Annotated in this window: 17 protein-coding genes; 6 read left to right on the forward strand and 11 right to left on the reverse strand. The window is 72.1% G+C overall.

The features are described 5' to 3' along the window. Positions 1-120: 120 nt before the first annotated feature. From QP090_RS20480 to QP090_RS20500, 5 genes are read left to right on the forward strand one after another with little or no spacing between them, the layout of a single operon-like run. The gene (locus tag QP090_RS20480) at positions 121-2,799 is read left to right on the forward strand and encodes a HelD family protein (protein ID WP_285940718.1); all 2,679 of its coding nucleotides are present in this window, start codon (positions 121-123) and stop codon (positions 2,797-2,799) included. A gap of 52 nt (positions 2,800-2,851) precedes the next feature. After that, positions 2,852-4,375: a TIGR02677 family protein gene (locus QP090_RS20485; RefSeq protein WP_285940719.1), complete on the forward strand. Its 1,524-nt coding sequence runs from the start codon at positions 2,852-2,854 to the stop codon at positions 4,373-4,375. Continuing rightward, complete coding sequence (locus QP090_RS20490) at positions 4,372-5,502, forward strand: TIGR02678 family protein (protein ID WP_285940720.1); 1,131 nt, start codon at positions 4,372-4,374, stop codon at positions 5,500-5,502. The genes QP090_RS20485 and QP090_RS20490 overlap by 4 nt, the downstream gene beginning before the upstream one ends. Beyond that, on the forward strand, positions 5,499-9,689 hold the full coding sequence (locus tag QP090_RS20495; protein ID WP_285940721.1) for a TIGR02680 family protein: 4,191 nt from the start codon (positions 5,499-5,501) through the stop codon (positions 9,687-9,689). Before QP090_RS20490 ends, QP090_RS20495 begins: the two co-directional genes overlap by 4 nt. 8 nt (positions 9,690-9,697) lie before the next feature. After that, positions 9,698-10,951 (forward strand): TIGR02679 family protein, encoded by a 1,254-nt coding sequence (locus QP090_RS20500; protein WP_285940722.1) that lies wholly within the window; start codon positions 9,698-9,700, stop codon positions 10,949-10,951. 77 nt (positions 10,952-11,028) lie between these two features. On the opposite strand, the gene QP090_RS20505 is transcribed toward QP090_RS20500, so the two are convergent. From QP090_RS20505 to QP090_RS20525, 5 genes are all read right to left on the reverse strand, one after another. Then, a complete protein-coding gene (locus tag QP090_RS20505) occupies positions 11,029-12,840 on the reverse strand; it encodes an ADP-ribosylglycohydrolase family protein (RefSeq protein WP_285940723.1) in 1,812 nt (603 codons plus the stop codon). After that, complete coding sequence (locus tag QP090_RS20510; protein ID WP_285940724.1) at positions 12,837-13,529, reverse strand: DarT ssDNA thymidine ADP-ribosyltransferase family protein; 693 nt, start codon at positions 13,527-13,529, stop codon at positions 12,837-12,839. The genes QP090_RS20505 and QP090_RS20510 overlap by 4 nt, the downstream gene beginning before the upstream one ends. Next, positions 13,526-14,932 carry a 3'-5' exonuclease gene (locus tag QP090_RS20515; protein ID WP_285940725.1) on the reverse strand — a complete coding sequence of 469 codons (1,407 nt, stop codon included), beginning with the start codon at positions 14,930-14,932 and terminating at the stop codon, positions 13,526-13,528. Before QP090_RS20515 ends, QP090_RS20510 begins: the two co-directional genes overlap by 4 nt. Before the next feature lie 96 nt (positions 14,933-15,028). Then, positions 15,029-15,160, reverse strand: a complete 132-nt coding sequence (locus QP090_RS20520) for a hypothetical protein (RefSeq protein WP_285940726.1) — start codon at positions 15,158-15,160, stop codon at positions 15,029-15,031. Between the two features lie 225 nt (positions 15,161-15,385). After that, positions 15,386-15,592 (reverse strand): hypothetical protein, encoded by a 207-nt coding sequence (locus tag QP090_RS20525; protein ID WP_285940727.1) that lies wholly within the window; start codon positions 15,590-15,592, stop codon positions 15,386-15,388. A gap of 213 nt (positions 15,593-15,805) precedes the next feature. On the opposite strand from QP090_RS20525, the gene QP090_RS20530 reads away from it, so the two are divergent. Beyond that, positions 15,806-16,921, forward strand: a complete 1,116-nt coding sequence (locus QP090_RS20530) for a hypothetical protein (RefSeq protein WP_285940728.1) — start codon at positions 15,806-15,808, stop codon at positions 16,919-16,921. Here QP090_RS20530 and QP090_RS20535 read toward each other — a convergent pair. From QP090_RS20535 to QP090_RS20560, 6 genes are all read right to left on the reverse strand, one after another. Then, positions 16,914-19,037: a tetratricopeptide repeat protein gene (locus QP090_RS20535; protein ID WP_285940729.1), complete on the reverse strand. Its 2,124-nt coding sequence runs from the start codon at positions 19,035-19,037 to the stop codon at positions 16,914-16,916. The genes QP090_RS20530 and QP090_RS20535 overlap by 8 nt on opposite strands. Before the next feature lie 111 nt (positions 19,038-19,148). Beyond that, positions 19,149-20,435 (reverse strand): cytochrome P450 family protein, encoded by a 1,287-nt coding sequence (locus QP090_RS20540; RefSeq protein ID WP_285940730.1) that lies wholly within the window; start codon positions 20,433-20,435, stop codon positions 19,149-19,151. Further along, positions 20,432-21,034 (reverse strand): GTP-binding protein, encoded by a 603-nt coding sequence (locus QP090_RS20545; RefSeq protein WP_285940731.1) that lies wholly within the window; start codon positions 21,032-21,034, stop codon positions 20,432-20,434. The genes QP090_RS20540 and QP090_RS20545 overlap by 4 nt, the downstream gene beginning before the upstream one ends. Further along, a complete protein-coding gene (locus QP090_RS20550) occupies positions 21,012-21,416 on the reverse strand; it encodes a DUF742 domain-containing protein (protein WP_285940732.1) in 405 nt (134 codons plus the stop codon). The genes QP090_RS20545 and QP090_RS20550 overlap by 23 nt, the downstream gene beginning before the upstream one ends. Next, entirely contained in the window at positions 21,413-21,811 is a 399-nt protein-coding gene (locus QP090_RS20555) for a roadblock/LC7 domain-containing protein (protein WP_285940733.1), read from the reverse strand. The genes QP090_RS20550 and QP090_RS20555 overlap by 4 nt, the downstream gene beginning before the upstream one ends. Continuing rightward, the gene (locus tag QP090_RS20560) at positions 21,808-23,352 is read right to left on the reverse strand and encodes a sensor histidine kinase (RefSeq protein WP_285940734.1); all 1,545 of its coding nucleotides are present in this window, start codon (positions 23,350-23,352) and stop codon (positions 21,808-21,810) included. Before QP090_RS20560 ends, QP090_RS20555 begins: the two co-directional genes overlap by 4 nt. Positions 23,353-23,974 lie beyond the last annotated feature (622 nt).

A 23,974-nucleotide genomic window follows, 5' to 3' on the forward strand; every position in this document is an offset into this window, starting at 1 on the left:
ACCGCCCGGAACGTCCCCGCCCCCTCCCCGGCTTCCCCACCCCGGGCACTGGCCGCGACCCCTGCGTTCAGGAACGGAGACCACAGCCACCGACCGGTTGGGGCATGCCAAGGAGGCAACGTGACCGAACGTAAAGCCGCGATCGCCGAGGAACAGCGCGCCGTCGACCATGCCTACACCTGCTACGAGCGTAAGTTCCAGAACAACAGGGACGCATTCCGAAGCACGCGCAGAGAGTTGACCGACGCACATGCCGGTACCGCCTTCATCACCGACGTCGCCCCTGAGATCCGCTTCGAGAGCGACCTCGGCGGCGAAGCCCTCGTCATCGCACGGGTCGACGACATGGAGGACGGCAAGCCGAAGACGTGGTATATCGGGCGCCGCACCGTCCGCGACGAGGACCACGACGCCTTCGTCATCGACTGGCAGACGCCGCAGGCCATCGACTGGATGCTGCGAAGGCCCGATGATCCCGGCAAGATGACGCTGCGTCGTCTGCTGCGTTGTGAGGCCGACCGGGTCCGGGACTTCCGGGACGAGATCCGGATCGTCGCCGCCCCGTCCGCGCAGAGGGCGTTCACGGCCAGCGCCCTGGCGGCGGGCGAACCCCTGCCGCCCGAGCCCGACACCGCGCCCGGCCCGCCATCGATCGAGGGCCTCAAGGATTTTCTCTTGGAGGACCTTGAACGGGCCCGAGACGGGCGAATGCGCGACATCGTCGAGACCATCCAGCGGGATCAACTTCTGCTCGTCTCCGACGACCGCAAGGGGGTCCTGATCGTCCAGGGCGGTCCCGGTACCGGGAAGACGGCCGTGGGGCTGCACCGAATCTCCTGGCTTCTCTTCAACGAGCGTTTCAAGACCGGTGACGTTCTGGTCGTCGGCCCGCACCGCAGGTTCCTCGACTACGTCCGCGGGGTCCTCCCGCGCCTGGGCACTCGCGACGTGACGGCGGTGGAACTCGACCGTCTCTGGGACGCCCCGCGCGGAGTCGATCCGCTGCCGGCCCGGCTGGTCAAGTCCGACGCGCGGATGGCGGAAGTGCTGCGTCGTGCCGTGGATGCCCTGCCCCATCACCGCATGAACACCAAATTGCGCGCCGGCGCCTTCGAGTTCAACTTCGAGGGGGGCAGGTCATCGGTGCCGAGGGCCGTCCTCGAGCAACTCGCGCAAGGTGATGACGGCTCCTCGCGCGCCACGGTCCCGTACGCGACCCGTCGCCGCGGATTCGCCGCCCGCCTGGTCGATCACCTCGTGCACGCGAACACCGGTGAAAGGCCGCGCCGCCCTGGCGAGGACGTGCGCAGCCGCATCGCCCGGGACCCCCGGGTGGTCGGGCTCGTGAAGACCATCTGGCCCGATGTCACCGCCGAGCACGTCCTGCGCGGCCTGCTCGGTGACCCGGAGATCCTGCGCGCGGCCACCGACGGACTGCTCTCGGAGGAGGAGCGGGCAGCGATCGCGCGAACACGCGCCTCCCGCATGTCGGCCGAGCCGTGGTCGCCCGAAGACCGGGTCTGCCTGGAGGAACTGCGCGTCCTGATCGGCGGCGACTCCCCTCCGCGTTACCGCCACATCGTGGTGGACGAGGCCCAGGACCTGTCCCCGATGCAGGCTCGGTCGCTTGCCCGGCGTTGCCCGAGCGGTTCCATGACCGTCCTCGGCGACCTCACCCAGGCGACCGGCGGTCACCCGTATCACGACTGGTCCGCCCTGGCCTCGGCCCTCGCAGGCGACGACGGCTGGCATCTCGAGGAGCTGACCACCGGGTATCGCGTCCCGAGCGAGGTCATGGAGTTCGCCGAACCGCTGGCGCGCTCGATCCCCGCCCAGACCAAGTCCCCCACGTCGATCAGGCCGGGCGGCGCCGAAGCGGTCACCCTCCTGCCGGTCCGGCCCGCGAACCTGGTCACGGAGGCTGCCGAACGGGTCCGCACCCTCACCTCGGCGACCGCGGATGAGGAGAGACGCTCGGTCGCGGTGATCGTCCCGGCCGACCGGCACGCCGACACGGCCGCGGCCCTCACAACCGTCCCGGATGACGGCCGGGTCAGCGTCATCACCGCCGCGGAGGCCAAGGGACTGGAGTTCGATCATGTTGTGCTCGTGGAGCCCGCGGCGATCGCCGGCCTGGCGCCCGCCGGTCCCAGCCTGCTCTACGTGGCTTTGACCCGATGCACCCGGTCACTGACCGTCGTGCACTCGGCGCCGATTCCCCGAGTGCTTCTCCCTGTATCCGACATCTCACCGGAAGGCGAGTGCGTGACCACCTCAGAGTCCGATCAATCGACTGCGGAACCAGAACTCGACGACGGTGGAGCGGGCTTCGCTGCGTTCGTTGGAGAGCTGGAGGCCAGCGTGCGCGCGGAACGACGGTGTAGCGTGCATGAACGTGTGCGCCATGCCCTTATCTCCGAGCTCTACGGCGCCCGCCTGCTCCCCGTGGTGGACTCCCCCACTGCCGATGTGATCTGCGACGGCCCGGACGGCAGAGTCCTCTACGAGGTGCTCGGTGAGGGCGGCGACCGGTACCGGCGGATGCGCGACGCCGTGCTGAGAATCCACGAGGTCCAGCACGCCGAGGGAGAACCCGCCGACCACCGGTTCCTCGTCCTCCCCTGTGAGCCGGCCGAGTCATGGGCTCCCGGCGTCCTCCGGGAGGCCTTCGGCCTGCCGGTCCTGTGGCGCACCGAGAGCGGCTGGGACGGGCAGGACCTCTCCCTGGCCCTCGGCCGATCCGAGGACGACCGAGGCGAGAACGGGAAGGGCGACGGAGGCCGGAACGCCGCCGGCTGAGGACATGGCGGCGGTAGGAGGCGATGGCGCCGCGCAGAAGGGCAGGAGGGTTTTGGTCGAAGGTGTTCTGGGCGAGCCGGGGGAACTGGAGCGGCTGACCGCCTACACGTATCTGACGGTGCCCGACAGGGCGACTCATCTGGCGGTCATGCGGGCGTTCACCTCGACGCTGCTGGCCGATCTGTCCGCGCACGATGTGGCCGAGCGGGCCGGTGGCGGTCTGACGGTCGAGACGGTCGCGGCGAAGCTGGAGCAACTGCGGCACTGGGGCAACCTGATCCCGAGCTCGCGGCCGGTGAGGGCCGGCAGCATCCGGGAGTACCACCGGGTTCGGTCGCGCTACCAGCTGTCCACGCTCGGCGAGCGGGTGCAGCGGCAGGCCGACGCGATCCTCGCGGAGGCGGACGCGGCGCGCGAGGTGAGCCGGGAGTTGCTGGCGCTGGTGGCGCGGGGGCTCCACGACCTCGACGAGCAGAGCGCGGACCTCGGTGGGATCGAGCCGCGGGCGGCGCTGGAGCGGATCTCCACGCTGTTCGCCCAGTTCGGCCAGTTCGCCGACTCGGTGCGCGACTTCTACGCCTACCTCGGCCAGGTGATCTTCCGATACGACCTGGACACCGCGGAGTTCACCGGCTTCAAGGAACTGCTGCTCGACTACGCCGAGACGATCACCGACGACGTGGCGCACTGCGCGCCGCAGATCAAGGCGAGCATCGGCGGCCTGTGGCCGCGGCTGCCGGACCTGCTCGCCGACATCGACGCCGCCGACCCGGGGCTGAGCGCGCTGGCGCGGGCCGACGTCCAGGTCCAGCGCAGCCGGGGCCGCGACCTGGACGACTGGGCCGGGCTGCGGGCCTGGTTCTTCGACGAGGACGGCCAGGGCAGCCAGGTGGACCAGCTCAGGGACGCCACACTGCGTGCCCTCCAGGCCCTGCTCGCCAACGCCAAGCGCATGATCGCGTCCTCCACGGGCGGGCTGTCCCGGCGGCGCGACCTGCTCCGGCTGGCCCGCTGGTTCGACGAGGTGGACGACACGACCGCGCACGACCTGTTCACCGCCGCGTTCGGTCTCTACGGCGCCCGGCATCTGGGGCTCGCACCGGACGCCGAGCAGGAGGTGCCCGCGACGTCGAGCTGGTCGGACGGGCCCGCCATCGCGGTACCGATCGCCTTGCGGAACCGCGGCACCCGGGCCGCGAAAGGCCGCACGTCCGGCCCCGAGGACTATGCCGCGCAGCGCGACAGGCTGCGGCGCGAGGCCGAGGAGGAGACACGGAGGCAGCATGCGGCGGCTGCGGAACTACGCGCCGCGGGGCCCGGCCTGGCGGGCGTCCGGCTGTCGGCGGCTGCCACCCGGCTGCTGCTGGACCTGCTGGCCCGGTCCCTGGCCGGAGCGCCGCCGCGGTTCGAGGAGGCGGAGGCGGCCGACGACGATCTCGACCTCCGGCTGCGCCTGGTGAGGACGTCCGGAGAAGGCGGCGTGATCCACGGAGCCGACGGCGACCTCGCCCTCGACGGCCTGGTGCTGCGGATCGGCGCCCTGGCCGGCGCGTCCACCGTGGAGGAGACGGGATGAGCGGCGATCTCTCCGCCGAGCTCGCGGCCGAACGCCGCGCCGCCGCACGGCTGCTGATGCGGCACCCGCTGGTCACCGTGGAGACGCATCCGGAGGACTTCCCGCTGATCCGCCGGCACGCCGACGAGCTCGCCCGGCAGTTCGGGCAGCTTCTCGGCTATCGGCTGGTCGTCGAGCCGGGCTTCGCCCGGCTGTTCAAGGCCGGCCTCGGAACGGGCGGCGGCAGGCGGCTGGAGCGCGCCTCGGGGGCGCCCTTCACCCCCCGCACCTACGCCTACCTCGCACTCGTCCTGTCGGTGCTGGTGACGGCCCCCGAACAGCTGCTGCTCTCCGAGCTGGTGACCCGTACCAGGGCGGGCGCGGCCGAGGCAGGGATCGATCCCGGCGACCCTGGCCGGGCCGTGGAGCGCCGGGCCCTGGTCGCCGCGCTCAAACAGCTGACGGAATGGCGGGTGCTGGCCGAGGACGAGGGGTCCGTCGAGTCCTACTCCGGCGACGGCGACGCCGAGGCGCTGCTGACGGTGGACCGCGAGATCGCGCGGCGGCTGGTCAGCGGGCCGATCGGCCGGGCCGGCTCCCCCGCCGAGCTGATCGCGCTGGCCGCCGCCCCCGACCACTCCGGGCCCCGGCACGCGGTCCGGCGCCGGCTGGTCGAGACCCCGGTCGTCTACGTCGCGGACCTGACCGAGGACGAGCGCGACTGGCTGCGCCGCAACCAGCGCCGCGAGCAGCGGATCTTCGAGGACGCGCTGGGACTGGACGCCGAGATCCGCGCCGAGGGCGTCGCGCTGATCGACCCCGAGGGCGAACTGAGCGACGTCGAGTTCCCCGGTACCGGGACCGTCCCCTGGGCGGCGCTCCTGCTCTTGGAGCGCCTCGTCGCCGAACTCGCCCCGCAGGGCGGCGGAGCCGCCGTCCCCGACGGGCTGATCGACTCCGTACTGGCAGAGCTCACCGAGCGGCACCACAAGTCCTGGGCCGCCCAGTACACCGGCGCACCCGAGCTGCTGCGCGCGGCGGTCGTCGATCTCCTGCACCGCATGTGCCTGCTCAGCCCCGATCCCGATGACGGCTGGAGGCTGCTCGCCGCCGCCGCGCGCTACGCCCCGGAGGTGACGACCGGATGATCCCGCTGCCCATGCATCCACACCGGTTCCGGCTCAGCCGAGCAGGAATCCACCAGGTGTGGCAGTACGACGAGGAGTTCCTGTTCGGAGGAGGGCGGCTGCTGCTGCGCGGCAAGAACGGCGCCGGCAAGTCGAAGGCCTTGGAGATGCTGCTGCCATTCCTCTTGGACGGTGACACCCGCAGGCTGGACGCGGCCGGGGGCGGGAAGACCACGCTGAAGTGGCTGATGCTCGACGGCTGGACGGCCGGCACCAACCGGCTCGGATACCTGTGGGTGGAGTTCGCCCGTCCGGCCGACGGCGGGCCGGGCGGCGCGGCGGTCGAGCGGCTGACCCTGGTGGCGGCGGTCAAGGCGTCCACGTCCACCGGGGAGGCGAAGGCGACATACTTCGTCACCCCGCTCACCGTGGGCGACGGCGAGGGCGAGCTTCCGCTCGGCGACCCCGCCCGGCGGCCCGCCCTGTCCGGGCTGCGGGAGCTGATCGGCCAGGAGAACTGCTACGAGCGCGCCGCCGACTACCGTTCCAGAGTCGCTCGCGAGCTCTTCGGCCTGACCGACATGCCGCGCTACCGGAACCTGGTGCATCTGCTGTACGGGCTGCGGCGGCCGACGATCGGCGACCGGATCGAGTCGGGCGAGCTGGTCAAGGTGCTCAGCGACGCCCTGCCGCCGCTGGACGACGAGATCATCGACAAGGTCGCCCGCAACCTGGACGATCTCGACACCGTCCGGGACGAACTGGCGCGGCTGGAGCGGACCGATGCCGCGCTCACCACCTTCCTCGCCGCCTACCGGGGATACCTGCGCGGAGTGCTGCGCGGCCGGGTCGGGCTGGTCGGCGAGGGCCTGGCCGAACTCAAGGACCGCCGGCGGCAGGCCGGCGACGCCGAGCGGGCGCTGGCGGGACTCAAGGCCGAGGCGGAGGAGGCCGCCGCGAAGGTCACCGCGGTCGAGGAGGCACGGGACGCCGCCGACGCCGACCTGCGGGCGCTGCGTGAGGGCCCGGCCTACGGCGCCTTGAAGGACCTGCGCGACAAGCGCGCCACCGTCCAGGCGATGCGCGACACCGTGAACGTCGCATGGAGCGCGGCCGGGCTGGCGCGCCAGGGCGAGGCAACGGCGGCAGCACGGCTGGGCACCGAAGCGGAGGAGATCGGGCGCGACCTGACGGACCTGCGCGGCTCACTCCGAGACGCCCGCGGCGACGCCCGTTCCTGCGGGCTCGACGAGGCGCTGCTCGGCGAGCCGCCCGTCGCGCGGGCCGTCCCCCTCGCGGCCGGGGGCACCGAGACGGTCACCGGCCCCGACGGCCAGGACAGGGAGGTCGTCCGGCCCGCGCCGCGGGCCCTGGACGAGGCGGCCGGAGCCGTCCTGACGACCTGGCGGGCACGGCTCGGCGAAGCGGATCAGGTGGTCAAGGCGCGGCGGCGCGCCACCGACGCGCTCACCGGAAAGCTGAGAGAAGTCGAAGCGGCGGAGAACAAGGCCGGATACTTCCGGCAGGAGGCCGAACAGCTCGACGGTCAACTGGCGAAGGCACAGGAGCGGCAGAGCCAGCAGGGCACCGCACTGGCCACGGCCTCCGGCGACTACGCCGCACGCGTGCGCGACTGGGCGGAACGGCTACCCGAACCCGATCCATTGCTGACGGCCGTCGCCCTGCCCGATGGAGGCGACGACGAGCTCCCGCTCTCCGAACGCGTCCTCGGCCGTGACGTCCCCGACACCCTCTCCCGCCTCGCGCACGAGAGCACCGGTCCCGTACTCGACGCCTTCGACGGCGAACGCGACGAAGCGCTCGCCCGCGAACGCACGCTGGACGCCGCCCTCGCGCAGGCTGAGAAAGACCGGCGGCACTGGGAAGAGCAGGCAGACCCGGAGCCGCCCCGCTCGGCCTACTCGACGGCCGGGCGGCACTCCGGCACAGGCGCCCCGCTCTTCCTCCTGCTGGACTTCGCCGAGTCGGTCGACGGCTCCAGCCGGGCGGGCCTGGAGGCGGCCCTTGAAGCCGCCGGGCTGCTGGGCGCATGGGTGAGCGCCGACGGCACGGTGCTGACCGGAGACACCCAGGACGTCGTGCTCCACACCGGAGACATCCCGCTCCCGGGCCCGACGCTGGCCGATGTGCTCCAGCCCGTCCCCGGCCATGGTGTGAGCCACGAGACCCTGGATCGGCTGCTACACCGCATCGGGCTGGGTGACGAACCACAGGCGCACAGCTGGATCGCGGGCGACGGCCGGTGGAGACTCGGCGTGGCCCACGGGGCGTACCGCAAGGACCGTCCCGAGTACATCGGCGCCGGTGTGCGCGCCGCGACCCGCCGCCACCGCATCGACGAGCTGACGGCCCGCATCGACGAACTGGCCCACGCTCTCGAAGGCGCCCGCGCCGCCCGCGCCGACATCGAGCACAGCCGCGACCGGCTCCGGCTGGCCCTGCGCGAGGCACCGTCGGCACGGCCCCTGACCGAGGCGTGGGCGGCGCACGACCAGGCCGCCGAGGCCGCGGCCAGGCTGACCGCGGAGCTGACGGACGCCCGGCGCGCCGCCGAGCAGGCCCGCGCGGCGGCAGTGAAGCTGCGCGCCCGCGCCCAAGCCCAGGCCACCGCCGACTCCCTCCCGGACGGGCTGGAGGACCTCGCCCGGCTCCGCGCCGACCTGGACGGGCTGCGCGCCCGCGTCGAGACCATCGGCCGCGACGCCGGCCGCGTCCTCGCCCGGCTGAGCACGCACGCGGGAACGGCCCGCTCCTGGGAGCGGTCGCACACCGACCGCACCGCCGCCGAGACCGCCTACCGAACCGTGCACGCCACGCTGAACCAGGCACACCGCGAGCTGAAGCGCCTTGAGGGAACGGTCGGCGCCACCGAACGGCAGATCATCGAAGGCGAACGCGACGCACAGCGCCGCTTCGACGAGGCTCAACAGGAGCTGCCCCGCCTGTCGGCGCGCGCCGAAGAGAGTCAGAGGCGGCAGATCCGGGCCGAGTTCGAGCGCGAGGGCGCCGTCACCGCGCTCGGCGAGCAGGAGCGGATCGTGGTCTCCGGCGGCGGCCAGCTGCGCCGCCCCCTCGGCCTCCCCGGGCTCGCCCTCGCCGCCGCGCTCGGCGACCTCGAACCGTCCCTGCTCGCCTACGACTCGGCGCAGGACGGCGATGTCCGCACCCGCATCACCGCGCTGCGCTCCCTCGCCGACGATGTCGGCGCGCGCCTCGGAGCGGCCTCGTCCGACATCAGCGGTTCGGTGATCCTGCGCCGGGGAGAGGAACTCCGCGACGGCCTGGCCGGCGGCTATGACGCCGGAATCGAGGAGACCGACGGAGTGAAGAGGTTCGCGCTCCACGACGACACCGGCGCCCACGACGCCGCGGTCGTGGGCGAGCGGATCCGCGCGGCCCTCACCGAGGCGCGGCTGCGGCTGTCCGACCGCGAGCAGGAGGTCTTCGAGCGCTACCTGCTGGGCGAGCTGGGCGATCACCTGTCCCGGCAGGTGCTGGCCGCGCACGGCCTGGTCACCGCGATGAACGACACGCTCGACCAGGTCCGTTCGTCCCACGGCATCGGCGCGCGGCTGCACTGGGACCTCGCCGATGGCGGCGACGCCGACGTCAAGGCCGCCGTGACACTGCTGCGCCGTCCCTCCGCGCTGCGCACCCGCGACCAGTCCGAGGAGTTGCGCGACGCGCTGCGCCGGCGGATCGAGGAGGCCCGGCTGGCCGATCCGTCCGCCGGGTACGCCGTTCACCTGCGTACCGCACTCGACTACCGGGCGTGGTTCGCGTTCAAGGTGAAGGTGACCGACGCCGCCCGCCCCGACCGTGAGCGGGTGCTCAGCCATCGCACCGCGCTCAGCCAGGGCGAGCAGCGCGTCGTGTCGTACCTGGTGCTGTTCGCGACCGCCGCGGCGCACTTCTCCTCGCTCGGCGACTCGGCCCCGGCGGCGCCGCGCCTGATCCTGCTCGACGACGCGTTCGCCAAGGTCGACGAGCCGACCCACGGGCGCCTGCTCGGGTTGCTGGTGGAACTCGACCTCGACTTCGTCATCACCAGCGAACGCCTGTGGGGCTGCTTCCCGACCGTCCCCAGCCTGCACATCTACGAATGCCTGCGCGACCCCCACGCACGCGGGGTGGCAACGGTGCATTTCACCTGGGACGGTCAGCGCAAACGCCTGGTCAGCGTGTGACCGGCGGGTTGAGACCGCAGACCCGCGCCTGGCTCGGCCAACCGGCGCTGGAGCGGTTCTGGCGGGGGGTGCACGAACGCCTCGAACGCAACGGCATGCAGGCTAAGGGCAGGTTGTCACTGAAGGACGTCAGCGACCAGGAGCGGGACGCGGTCGCGCTGCTGATGGGCCGTCCCTACACGGGTCCGGCCCTCAGCATCGCCCTCGCCGAACTCGACGGGCAGTTGCGTTCGAGCGCGGCCGAACGAGGGCTGATCGAGGTCGTCGTCGAGCTGCGCGGTCCGCTGACCGACCGTCCCGCGCTCAGGGACAAGCGCCGCGCGGCCTCGGAGACGGTCTGGGGCTCCGCGCGGCGCGCACTTCACGAGCGCGGGCTGGACGGGCTCGGCTGGGTGGTCACCTGGCTCGACGACGTCAGGCGAGGCGGCGCCTTGGCGCGGCTCGATCCCGACCAGGGCGCCCGGCTCATCGTCCAGGCGGTCGAGGCACTGGCCGGCGTCCGCCCGGTCCGTGAGCCCGCGGTCACGGGGCGCGGCGAGCTCGCCGAACGGATCACCGGTACCGCGCACGGCCTCGATGACGGAACCCTGCTCGCGCGGATCGTCCTGCGCGGACTGGCCTGTGCCCACGATGCCGAGCCGCCTCGGGACGCATGGGCGCGGCGCGCCCTCTGGGAGGCCGCCGGGGTGACGGCCGACCAGGTGTCGAGCACCGTGCTGACGTACGGGCTGATGCCGATGGGCGAGGACCGGACCGCCCGTCACCTCCGTGAACGGTCGCTGGACGGCGCTGAGACGCACCTGACCCTCCGGGATCTGCGCGATGCGTCCTGGCGGCTGCCGGAGGGGCTGGAGGTGTACATCTGCGAGAACCCGCGGATCGTCGAGGTGGCCGCCGGGCTGCGCTGCCCGCGTCCACTGGTGTGCGCGTCCGGGAACCCGACGACGGTGGTGCTGACCCTGCTGGACGGTCTGGTGTCCGCCGGGGCCCGGCTCGCGTACCGGGGGGACTTCGACTGGCCGGGGATCGCGATGGCCAACCGGATGATCGGACGGTACGGCGCGCGGCCCTGGAGACTGGGCGCCGCCGATTACGAGGAGCAGGTTGCCGCGGCCCGCTCCCGCGGCACACCGCTCCAACCGCTCGCCGGAACCCCGGTGGCGGCCGGCTGGGACCCTGAGCTCACCCCCGCCATGCAAGCGCTCAACGCGGGGGTGCAGGAGGAGTCCGCCCTGGAACTCCTCATCGACGACCTCCGGTGAACGGGCACGCACCACCCCGGCCGGCCCAGGACGCCCGGAGGATCAGCCGGGCACGGCGTCCCTCCGGGCTCGCGCCGTCAACGTGCCTGGCGCAGCCGGTCGCGGACGACCGAGACGAGTGCGATCAGCTGATCGTGGGATCCCTTGGTCGCGACCTGCCGAACCGAATACCCGATCGAGTCGTCGTCGAACTGCTTGTGCTCCAGCCAGCCGAGGATGACATCGAGATCCGGAGCCGGGGGCCTCGACTCGTCGTCGACACGCTGACCCGCGTGCTCGAACGGCTGCGTCAGTACTGGCGGGTCGGGATACGTGGCCGGAACGGAGGGAGCGGGCCCCTTCAGCGCAGGCGAACCCATGAGCAGCGTCTGTCCCACGAGTGGAACCGGGGTCTCCGATTCAGGTGAAAGCGCCGGCAGTGCCTTACGCCGTTTGATCAAGAGGGTCTGGTCCGATTCAAGCTTTACCCATTGCCAGGCGATGTCGCCTCGTGGCCCGGCCTGCGGATCCTTCAGGGCCGTTCGGACCGGCCCGAGACCGACCACCGCCATTCCAGTTTCCGTTCGCTGCAATGCATCGGCCTGCGTGCGCGGCGCCGACCAGGTCAGCAGATCGGGATAGTCGGGTCCCAAGCCCCCCTGCCCCATCGCGACATCGGTCAGCCGGTCCGACTCGCGGACGATCAAGGCACGGTCGAGCACGGGCTCCGGGAGCTCCACAGGTGACGCCGCTCCCAACACGGCACCGGCCATGGTGGCGATGGTGTCGGTATCGGAGCCGATCGCGTTCGCAGCGATCCGCATGGCATCCAGGGGGCGCGGTTCCAACCACGCCAGGGTCGTGCTCGCGACGACGGTGAGAGTGCCGCTGCCGCGGGAGCTGTCCTTGTACAACCCAAGTTCCCGAAGGATCGCCTGATAGGCGGCCTGCGGGCCGTCGTCGGACGACCGGACGATCGGGGTGACGATGTCAAAGGCTTCCCGCGTCTCAGCACCGGCCTGATGCCATGCGTCGGTGAAACGCTCGTTCGCGCTCCGCTCCCAGAGTGGAAGCCACATCTCCGTGAGTTCCGGATCGTTGTCGAGTACATCGTCGATGCTGTCGGCCCGCTCCAGCAGCATGGGCACATCCTTCGGAGCGGGCACCGCGCCGGAGCCCATGGCGTGGGCGAGGCAAAGAGCGTGCAGGGCCGCTCCGAAGAGTGCACGGGGGTTTCCGTGGGTGCAAATGCCGTTGCGCAGGACGTCACCGAGGAGCCGTAGGGGATTCTGAAGTCCGGCCGCCGCCCAGACGTGGGGCTGGATGCGCATCGCGACGCCATTGCCGCCGGCTTCGAGCCATCCGTCGTAGCTGTTGGCGAACCATCCCACCCTCGGCCTGGCGAGATTGGCGCACGCCGCCTTCGTCGCGCGACCGCCCCCGAGACTGTAGGACGGCCACACCGGCAACTCGATCTTGGCAAACGCCTCGACGTCGAACCCTTTGCCGGAGACCGCGCGCCCCGTCGCCAGGCGTAGCTGCGTGTCGTCCGAATAACTGCCGGCGGGCAGCTCGGTGATCACGCCACCGCGCCCGCCCACGCGCCGCGACCAGCTCATGAGACCGTTCAAGGGCCGGTCACCGGTCCGACGCCTCAGCCCGCGCTCGTCCGTAAGCTCGCTGATGAACCCGAGGGCGTCCCCATAAGCGGCCCAGAGAGCCGATCCCCGAGCCCGGCTCCGCCGGTCGACCGCTGTCCCTCCAGTGCCCGCGACCGCCACATCCGATGGTCCGTCGTGCCGCCGTTCCAAGGGAGCGCGGACACCCGGGTACTCGAACCCCGGCAACGGCTCGTCGAACTCCCCCGGTACCGCAGGCGCCCGCTCATCGGGCGGGTTCGCCTGGTTCATGTGAATACCTCCGGGTCCAGCCGCACTTCGAGGTCCAGGTCCAGCGCGCCCAGCATGCCCTGAACGTCGTCGAGGCACGCCTCGGTCTGGACATCGATGCGCCGCAGGTGGTCGAGCGCGAGTGCACCAGGATAGAGAACCTCCGCCTGCCTGTGCGTGGGAAAACGCGGCTCCAGATCCGCACCCCGAACGACGGATTCAGAGTAACGCCCCAGCACTTCTTCCGCGAACATGCGTTCGAATCCAGAGACTCCCTCTGCCCGCAAGGCCGAAGGATACATGTTGTTGGTCGTCGTAAAGATCACACCCGGATGCGCCACCACCTCGGCCCCGAACGACAGCACCACCCAGGAGGCCCTCTCGGTGACATGCCAGCGGACCGAGCTTCCGAACATCCAGTCATTGATCCTGGAAACCGAGAGGTTCACGTAGCCGAGCCAGTCACAGTCCTTACGCACGTTGGCGTTCGGCCGGTAAACGTGCTCCAGATAGTCGTCCTCGGTGAGGCCCGCACGACTCAGGACGGCCCGCCTGGCCAGAATTCCGACCACACCGCGACTCGTCGTGAAGTGGACCAGGTCGGTGACCCCGTAGGACCGCGCGAGATCCAGCACCTCCGGGCAGGGCGGGAGTCGCGCCAACTCCTCGGCGGTTCTCGGCCGGGCCTCCCGCACTTGAGGCGTGGTCATACCTGCACCAGGTCATAGGTGGCCGGCTCGAAGAGCCCAATGAGGGTGGACTCCTCACCCGGCTTGTAGCCGAGCATGACCGAGCGTCTCGCACGCCCGATCCCCATCGCGAGCAGGCGCTTCAACTGGTCGAGCGAACCGTCGCCGTCACCGGTCCCGTGCGGCGTGATCTGCCGGCTCAGCCCTGGGATCAGGACATGGTCGAACTCCAGTCCCTTGGCGGAATGGATCGTTGATAGAGCCACATTCTCAGGGCCCGCCGGCCAAAGGCTGGTACCGGTCAACTCACAGAAGGCGACACCCCGCCGGACCAGCTCTCCCCGGACGTGATTGAACCAGCCCCCGCCCCGAGGATGGAGCACGGCGATCGACTCCTCGGCCAGGTCGGCACGCGTGAGCACGTCGTCGAGCATGTGGTCGATCTGAGCACCGAAGCGTCCCGCGACGATCTTGGGACGCGGGCCGGTCGCGGTGCACTGGGTGAAATCAGGCAACGCCCCGTCGTCCTCCATCGGAAGATCCGATACCAGCGAACCAGCGAAGGCCGCGATCTCACGCGTGTTCCGCTTGTTGTGATGAAGCATGTGAATCTGCTGCGGGCGCAGGGAGATCCCCACCTCGGCCCATGTGAAATGGGGGGCGTAGATGCGCTGAACGGAATCGAGCACGAAGGTCGTCGAATGGTCGGGCGCGAGATGACTCCGGAGCGCCCGAATCTGGTTCGCGGAGAAGTCCTGCGCCTCGTCCACGATCACCACATCGTATAGCGGCCCGGGGGCGGCGCCGGCGAGGAGGGCCAGGTCATTCCAATCGTGGCGGCCTTGGCGCTCCTTCTCCTGGTGGTAGGGCTCGATCACCTCGGTCAGCAGCCGCTTGCGGAGCTGGGCGTCCACCCTGGGCGAGCGCCCGCGCCCCGTACGAGCCGCTCCGACGTAATCGGAGAGGTCCTCCCTGGGGAAGCGGGAGAGGGCGTACTCCACTTCATCGACCAGGAAGTCGATCGGACGATCATCTCTCGCGATCCCGGCGAGCAGGCGACGCAGGATGGGCCCCGCGTCTTCGCGATCCAGAATGTCAATTTCGCGCGCGAGTCCCCTGGCCCATTTACTGAAGGTACTCACCTCCAGCTTCAGCCCGGAATCCTGTTCCTGCTCACGCGTCAACTCTTTGACATATCCCGCAAGGGTGCGGTTGAAGGTGAGCACGAGCATCCGCACGGGAGCTTCCTCACCGAGCCGGAGCCGTCTTGCCAGCCGACTGCGTTTGAGCTGCTTGAGCCTCAACAGGGCGGTCGTCGTCTTCCCGCTCCCGGCTGCGCCGCGGATGACCCGGTACCCCGGACCACTGTCACCGAGAATCGTGAGCTGCTGCGGAGTCGGAAGAACAGAAGCGAGAATGCGCATGGGGATCCCCGAAGGCCAGGACCCGCCGCCCGGGCCCAAACAGTCGGCCAGATTACCGCCTTCCCGACATCTCTGACAATGATATTCAGGGACACCTCAGTCCGGCTTCACAAGAATCTCCGGAGAGAGATACAGCAAGCAGATCGCCCCGAAAGCAGCTGCGCGATGACGATCGACGCGCATGCCGGCGTCCAGCACACTCGTCTCGGAGGCGACGATGCCCTTCACGGCCTGGAGACGTGCATGCATCGCACGGGCTCACAGACGCCGACTCGGTGGCGCGCCGATACAGGAGCCGCGGAGTGGTGCGTGGATTGTGTCAGTATGTCGCGGATGGACGGACGGGGTCTCGGGGTGGGCGAGTGGTTGCGGGTTCCCGTGGGGGCCGGGGCCGAGGTCTGGTCCACCGGGAGCGGGCGCACGACCGTGCTCGCCGTCGCGCACACGGTGACCTCACTGGTTCGGGTGCTCGACGTCCTGACGGTCCTGGCCGACGACTTCCGGGTCCAGGTGGTGTTCACGGCCATTCCCGGATCCGCGTTCAGCGATGGGGTCGGCGCGTTCCTCGACGATCTGGGGGCACGGGTCGTGCCCTGGGAGCAGGCCGTGCGGGAGCGGTTCGACCTGGCCGTCAGCGCCGGCCACAGCGGAGAACTGCATAGAATCAATGCTCCGCTAATCGTCATGCCGCATGGAATTGGATACAATAAATACCTTAAAACGAAAAACGAAAAACGAAAAACGGTTTACGGGCTTGCGGCCGAGCAGTTGATGCATGCGGGACGGGTCGTTCCAGCGGCCGTCGTTCTTTCGCATGGGGAGCAGCTGAGGCGGCTCGAGGTGTCGTGTGCCGCTGCCGTGCCCGTCGCGGTCGTGGCCGGAGATCTGTGCCTCGACCGGATGACGGCCGGGCTGCCGTGGCGTGAGCGCTATCGGGAGCGGCTGGGATTGCGGGACGGGCAGCGGCTGGTCGTGGTGTCGTCCACCTGGGGGCCGGGGTCGCTGCTCGGGCGGCGGCCGGAGCTGGTCGGAAGGCTGCTCGCCGAGCTGCCGGTGGACGAGTACCGGGTCGCGGCGGTCGTGCATCCGAATGTGTGGCACGGGCACGGCGCCTGGCAGTTGCGGGCCTGGCTCGCCGACTGCCGGAAGGCGGGACTGCTGCTGATCCCTCCGAGGGAGGGATGGCGGGCCGCGGTCGTCGCGGCCGACTGCGTGCTCGGCGACCACGGGTCGGTCACGTTGTACGGCGCCGCGGTCGGCAGGCCGGTCGCGCTGGCCGCCTTTGACGCCGACGACGTCGACCCCGAGACGGCGATGGGCGCGCTGGCCCGTTCGGTACCGCACATCGACGCGGACGCGCCGCTGCGTCCTCAGGTGGAGGACGCCATCGGACGGCACGACGCGGCGCGGTGCGCGGAGATCGCGGAGATGGCGGTCGCCGAGCGGGGCGGGGCGGCGTCCATCCTGCGGCGGCTGATGTACGAGCTGATGGGGCTGCCCGAGCCCGCCTCCGCCGCACGGGCCGCCCCGGTGCCGCCCGCCGTGCCGGAGCCGCCGGAGTGGGGACACGGCCGGCCTGCGCTGCTGGCGGCCTGCGAGCTCATCGGGGCGGACGTGCGCGTCGAGCGGTTCGCGGGGAAGGCTCGGCCTTCGCGTCCCGCTCACCTGGTCGTCGACGACTCGGAGGTCGATGAGCGGCTGCGGGAGCTCGCCGACATCATCGTCCGCCGCCCCGAGGCGCCCGGTCCCCTGGCCGGGGTGAGCGGAGAGCGGGTGTTCGCGGCCCTCCCCGCCTGCCGGATGGTCGCCGACGTGGCGGACGGACGGTGCCTCGTCCTTCCCCGCGGCGGCGAACTCCTCAGGGTCGAAGGGGCCTGGCCTGATCCCGCCGTGTTCGCCTCAGCGGTGCTCGCCTGCCTGGACCGCGGGCGGGACATGCCCCGGCGGGTTCTGATCGGACGGACCGCCGTACCCGTGACAGTCACCTGAGGCGCAGATCGTCCGCACGGGGGCTGCCCAGCCGGTCGTACGCGGCGATCGCCTGTTCCAGGTACGGCCCGGAGGGCGACGCCTCGGCGAGCTCCTCGAGGATCTGGGCTTCCTGGTAGAGGCGGCCCTCGGCGCGCATGATGTCCAGTGCCAGGAGGAGCGACTCCAGCCCCTCCTGTTCGTGGTGGCCCCTGAGCAGCGCCCGCCCCCGGGTCAGGGCGACGCGGGCCAGGTTGTAGCGGTCGGGGCGGGGGCCGAGGCCGCCGAAGATCGCGGCGGCCTCGTCGCAGGCCTCGATGGCGGCGCCGATGTCGCCGAGACCGAGGGCGGTGCGGGCCAGGTGGTGCAGGTTGATCGCCACGCCGCGCCACCGGCCGTGGCGCTCCTCCAGGCCGCGCGCCTTTACGAAGTATGGTCGTGCCTCGGCGAAAGCCCCCGCGTCGAGGTACGAGCGGCCGAGGAACTCGTGGGCCGTCGCCTCGTTCAGGGGATCCCCCGTGGCGCGGGCCGCCGCCAGCGCCTGCTGGAGAACCTCGCGCGCCTCGGGGAAACGGCCGGTCTCGAAGCAGCCGCGGCCGAGTTGGGTGCCCAGCCGGAACACCCAGCGGGGGTCGCCGGTCTCGCGCGCCGAGTCCAGCCCCTTGCGTAGGACCGGGAGCAGCGTCCCGTAGGGACGCGCCGACAGTTGCAGGGCCCACTGCGCCTCGCACAACTGCACGACCAGGTCGTGCCTGCCCCGGTCGGCCGCCGCGTAGACGGTGGCGCAGATGTTGCGGTGCTCGATCTCCAACCAGCGCAGCGCGCGTTTCTCGGCGGTCTCCCGCTCGGAACCGAACGGCGAGACGACCCCGCGGAACTCCTCATACAGGGCACCGAACGTCGGCCGGTAGGGGTTGACGGCCAGATCGGCGGCCACCGTGGCCGTCAGGTACCACTCGGCGACGCGGAGGACGGCCGCCTCGCGCTCGGCGCTGTCCTGCGCCATCCGGTGGGCGTGGCGGCGGACGCGGTCGTGGAAGGAGTAGCGGCCGCCCTCCTCGTCGAGGAGGTTCCAGTCGATCAGCTCCTCCAGGACGTCGGCGGTCGCGTCCTCGCCGACGCCCAGCAGGGCCGCCGCGGCGGGCAGCACGAACGTGACGGGCGCGGTCGGCGCCGCGGTGCCCAGCCGGTCGTCGGCGGCCGGATGCAGGCCGAGCAGCGCGTAGGCGCGCCGGACACGATCCGGCAGCGCCGCGTAGGTGCCGTCGCTCACGGCCTCGACCTCCCACTCGCCCGGCCCACCCGGAGCCCGCATTCTGCGGACGGCCGCGGAGATCTCCCGCCCCTGGCGGAGCCTGAGCCATCCCCCGGCGTGGCGGAGCGCCTGCGGCCAGCCGCCGCACAGGTTCAGGAGCTCGCCGGCCGCGACGGGCTCGGCGGCGACACGTCCGGGCCCGGCGAGCCGGGTGAGCAGCGCGCGGCTCGCGTCCTCGCCGAGCGGGCGGAGCGTGATCCGCTCGGCGCCGTACCGGGACGCGACGTCCGACAGGTCTCGGTCGGTGGTGACCAGGACCATCGCCTCGTTCGACGGGGGAAGCGCGTACTCGATCTGGCCCGGGACCTCCACGTTGGCGAGGACGACGAGCATCTTGCGGCCGGTGGTGCCGCTCCGCCACAGGGCGTGCAGGTCGGGCGAGGCCCGGACGTCGTCCTCGGGGACGCCGAGCTGCCCCAGGAGGGAGGCCAGCAGGTCGGCGGGGCCGGTGACGTCCCGTCCGCCCGGCCCGGCGAAGTCGATGAAGAACCGGCCGTCGGGAAAGCGGTCGGCCCGGTCGTGGGCCCACCGTTTGGCCGCGGCCCGGCGGCCGGAGCCGGGCAGCCCGGTCAGCAGCGCCATCGCCGGCCGTCCGGGCTCGCGCTCCGTCCCGGCCAGCTCGTCCAGCAGTTCGAAGACTCGCTCGCGGTTCTCGAAGTCGGACTCGGCGGCGGGCAGCGCGTGCAGCTGAGGGCGGCGGTCGAGCGCACCGCCGTAGACGTTGACGATCTTGTCGATGTCGCGGGCCTGGATGAGGTTCTGCGCCGAACCGGCGCCGACCTCGTTGAACGGACCACCCTCGGCGGCGGCGGATGCGCTCATGTGTCTCCGACCCTCTGCATGTTCTACGGTTCCGCGTGGCAGCAGTCTGCCACCGGGCGGGCTGGCGGTTCAGGGCTTCTCGGGAGTCCGGCCGGGCCGTCCGGGGACGGGTTATGGGCGGCCGAAGGTTTGGGGCGGGGTGGGGGTGGCGGCGGGGGCGCGGCGGGGTGGGCGTGAGGGGACGGGCGGCGCGGGTTCAGGGAGGGTCGTTTCGAAGGCCACGGGGAGGCGCACCGGGAGGCGCGTCCAGGGGGACGGTTCGAAGGCGACGTCCGCCGGGTCGATGGTGAGGCGCAGGTTGCGCAGCGCGTGCAGGGCCGTCGCGACGGCGGTGCGGGCGATGATGCGGGCCGGGTCACGGGCCGGGCAGGCGTGCGGGCCGGCGCTCCAGGCGAGGTGGGCGCGATTGCCGCGCTGCCAGAAGGTGGTGCCGGCGTGCGCGCGGGAGTCGTGCGCGACGGCGGCCAGGCCGAGGATCAGCGCGTCGCCCCGGCGGACCGTCCGGCCGCCGAGCTCGGTGTCGCGCAGCGCGTACCGGGCCGGCATGTTGCTCAGCGGGGGCGCGATGGACAGCACCTCGTCGAGCGCGTCGTCGATGCCGAGCCGCCCGCCGCGGACGCGTCCGGCGAAGCGGGGGTCGGTGAGCATCAGGCGGAGCGTCTGCGCGATCCAGCTGATCGTGGCGTGGTTCCCGGCGGAGGCGAGGACGAAGATGGACTGGAGCACCTCGGCGTCGGTGTGCAGGTCGCGGTGGGCGAGCAGGACGCCGGTCAGGTCGTCGGACGGGTCGTCGCGGCATGACCGGATGCGTTCGCGCAGGAGGGCCTCGAAGCGGCGGTTGCCGTCCTGCGCGTCCGCGCCGGAGCCGAAGAGGGCGCGCATGGCGTCCAGCAGCTCGCGGCTCCGCGCGGGGTCCAGGCCGATCAGGTCGCCGATGGTGAGCAGCGGGACGGCCGCGGCGTACTCGGCCACCAGGTCGGCGGCGCCCCGTCCGGCGAACGCGGCGATCAGGTCGGCGCACAGCGCCTCGACCGTGCGGCGGAGCCGGCGGTGGTCGATGGAGGCGACCGCGTCCTCCAGCGGGCGGCGCAGCCGGCGGTGCGCGTCGCCGTCGTAGCCGGTGACGCTGTCGCGGAAGGACATCATCGGGCCGAGGGGCGAGTCGGGCGGGACGGTCCCGTCCTGGACCGCCCGCCAGTCGCGGGCGTCGCGGGAGAACAGCCCGGGCGTGCCCGTGAGCGTCTTCAGCTCCTCGTACCCCATGACGAGCCACGCCCGCACGCCCGGTTCCAGCTCGACGGGCGCGACGGGGCCGTGGTCGTGCCAGAGGCGCTCGAACACCGGCGCGGTGTCGGGGCAGGTGGTCGTGGCCGACAGCGGCAGCGACGACGCGGTCACGGGGCGTCCTGCCCGCCGCGGGCGGTGAGGGCGTGGCCGGCGAGGGCGGCCACGGTGTCGATCACCGAGCCGCGGTCCAGGGCGTTGCAGTCCACGACGGGCGTCTGCGGGAGGAGGTCGAGCGCCTCGCGGAGCCGGCCGGGAGTGTACGCGGGCGTGTCCGGGAAGTGGTTGACCGCGACGGCGAACGGCGCGGACACGTGCAGCTCGAGCTGGTCGAGCACCTCGAACCCGCCCGCCAGGCGGCGCGAGTCGACCAGCACCAGCACCCCCACCGCGCCCTCGGCCAGCCCCGCCCACATGCTCCAGAACCGCCGCTGGCCGGGCGTGCCGAACAGGTAGAGGGCCAGACCCTGGTTGAGCGTGATGCGGCCGAAGTCCATCGCGACCGTGGTCGTCGTCTTGCCCGCCAGGTGCTCCAGGTCGTCGGCGCCGGTGAGGGGCTCCTCGGTGCGAAGCGGCGCGATCTCGCTGGCCGACCCGATGAACGTGGTCTTGCCGACCCCGAAGTCGCCCACCACCAGGATCTTCGCCGTCCGGGCCACGCCCTCCGGCAGGTACGGGACCCGGCCGCCCTCACTTGAGGTCCCGGAGGCCATCGAGCACCTCCCTCAGCAGATCCAGCCCGGGTTCGTCGAAGCTGCCCGCGTGCGCGCGCAGATGACCGGACTTGACCAGGTCGCCCACCAGGATCCGCAGCACCCCGACCGGAAGCTTCAGATGCGCGGCGGCCTCGGCCACCGACAGCACGCCTCCGGCGCACAACCGCAGCAGCCCGCGCAACTGCGGCGTCGCCCCCAGCGGCAGCGGCATGGACGTCGGTACGACCTTCAACAGCGTGTCGACCCCGACCCGCGCGTCCGCCGGCCCCACCCGCCCACCGGTGAGGACGTACGGGCGCAGCGGAGTGTCGCGGTACTCAAGGTCCCTCGTCGCAGGCTCCTCAGTCCAGGCGACGCCGCGTCCCTCCGGCTCGCTCACGGCATACCGGGGCGGCGGGCGGGGGTGGCCAGGGTCCCCTCGCCGAGTTTGAGGACCATGGCCTGCATCTCCTGGGCGATGAGCGCGGCGTTGATCACGGGGCCGGTGATGACGGCCAGGCAGGAGCGGGCGGCGGCGCCGCGGACGAACAGGTAGCCGCCCTCGTGGCCGACCATGAGCTGGTAGAGGACCTTGTCGCCCGAGCCGAACTCCCCCGCCTGGTCGCGGGCCAGCGACAGCAGGCCGCTACAGCGGGCCGCGAGGCGGTCGGCCTCCTCCTGGCCGGTGCGCTCCGAACGGGCCTTCAGGAGACCGTCCACCGAGCACACGACGGCGTGCCGCACGCCCTGCACGCGGGCCAGCCTTCCGACCACCCAGTCCTGATCAGCCGTCACGGCAGTCTCTCCTGTCGGTTCGAGTCGTCCTGGTCGGGGAATGAGCGCCAGCGGCCGTCGGCGTCGTCCGCCGGGGGGCGCGGGGCGGGTGCGGTGGTGCCCTCCAGGAGGGCGCCCATGAGGGCGCCCGCCTCTTCGGGTGTCTCGGGCGGCGGGGCGACTCCGGGCGGGGCGGACGGTTCGGCGGCGGCCCCGGTGTCACGGTTGCGGCGGGAGACGCGTTGCGGCAGCCCGTCCACCTCGCCCGCGGCCGGGACGGGCACGGGGCCCCTCTCGGGAGTGGGCGCCGGAGGTCCGGCGGAGGACGTGGCGGTGGATCCCGGCGTCTCGACGACCGTCACCGACTCCTCGGGGACGAGGACGATCACCTGGAGGCCGCCGTACGGGGACTCGTCCAGGGTGACCTTGAAGCCGTGCCGGCGGACGTAGCGGGCGACCACCGGCAGCCCGAGCCGCGGTACCTCGCCCATGTCGGCCAGGCCGACCTCGCGGGTGCCGTTCAGCAGTTCGCGGGCCTGGGAGAGCCGGGGCTCCTCCAGCCCGGCGCCGTGGTCGTCGATCCGGAACACCGCGCCCTGCCCGGAGGCCGCGACCCGGACCTGGACGGTGGTGGCCGTCGGCGAGGACTCGGTGGCGTTGGCCAGCAGCTCGGCCAGCACGTGGATCACCGACTCCAGCGCGACCGGGACGATGCCGACGTCGGGGTCGCCCTCCACACCGACCCGCTGGTAGTCCTCGATGCGGGCCTGCGCGGCCTGCACCGCCTCGGCCAGCCGCATCGGGGTGTCCCACTGCTGGCCCTCCCAGGTCCCGCAGGCGACCGCGAGCCCCTGGGCGAGGCGCGCGGCCTGGGCGGCGAGGTGGTCGACGACCTGGCAGCCGCCGTACACCTCGGGCAGGTCGCGGTGCCGTTCGGCGGTGGTCGCGGCCTCGGCCTGGACGCGGTGCATCGCCGACTGGACGCGGCGGGACAGCGCGACCAGGGTGAGCCGCTGCGACTCCATCTCGTCCTGGTGGCCGTGCCGGACTCGGGCGGCGTCGTCGAGCGCGGTGTCGCGCAGCCCCTCCAGCCGGGCGTCCAGGGCGTCCTCGCCGGCGGGCGCGGCGCCCGGGGGCGGCGGCACCGGGCGGCCGGCCAGCGCGGCGGGGAGCTGGGCGTTGACCAGGTGCTCGACCATCGCGGTCGCGGCGGCGCAGCGGGCGGACAGGTCGGCGGAGTGCGCCTGCCACGCCTGCTCGCGTTCGACCTCCCGGTGGTGGCGGTCGCGGAGGTCGGCCGCCTGCCGGTCGAGCCGCCAGTGGCAGCGCGCGATGGCCGCCAGTTTCGCGCGGTGCCGGACGTGCAGCAGCACGGTGGCGGCCAGCACGGCGAGCGCGGCGGCGTCCGCCGCGAAGGCCAGCGCCCACGCCCCCGGCCCCATGTCGCGGGGCAGCAGCGGCGCGGCGATGACGAATCCCGCGACGCAGGCGGCGAGCGGCGGTGTCGCCAGCCACAGTGCCCGCCCGCCGGGCGAGGGCGTCGGGGACGCGGAAGGAGTCATGGCCGCTCTCGTGGGCTCGGGGGGCGCCGCGCGCCGGTCGGGGAGTTCACGGCTCGGACGCGTCTCAGCGCGGCGGTGCCGGACGCGGCCGATCCCGGTGCGGGGGCGGGACCGTCCGGCGGGGGCGCCGCCCCGCGTTGGGAACGTTCCCTGTTCTCGTCACCGACCTCGTCTGGACGGCCCCGATGTCACCGGGTGTCGTGTGCACCAACTGGCCCAGGCTTTCTCATCGCTGCCGACGGTCCGAACCCGGCAAGCAAACCGTGAGCCATGGCGCGCGTCAAGAGGGTGATCACCATTTGAAACAGATGAAGTGAATGCCACCGAACACGCGATCGAATTGGCCGGCTGCGGAACGTGTCCGAGACCGGCCGGTACCCCTGTCCTCCCCAGCGGAGGCGGCGGTTCGCGGGCCCCCGAGCAGCGCCGCGACGGGGCGTCCGGGGGGCCGCCGAGAAAGGTCGCGCTTCCCATGGCATTTCGCTCGGCCGAAATATGGGGATGCGGCTCGGGCACCTCCGGACACTCACTTGAACACGAACTTTATGGCCGAAAATGGTGAGGTCAGAACGGTGCCGGACGGCGCGGTGCGCGCGGCGGCGGGCGGGCGGTGCCGCCGAGT

It is taken from the genome of Actinomadura xylanilytica, assembly GCF_030283145.1.
Classification (GTDB): Bacteria; Actinomycetota; Actinomycetes; order Streptosporangiales; family Streptosporangiaceae; genus Spirillospora; species Spirillospora xylanilytica.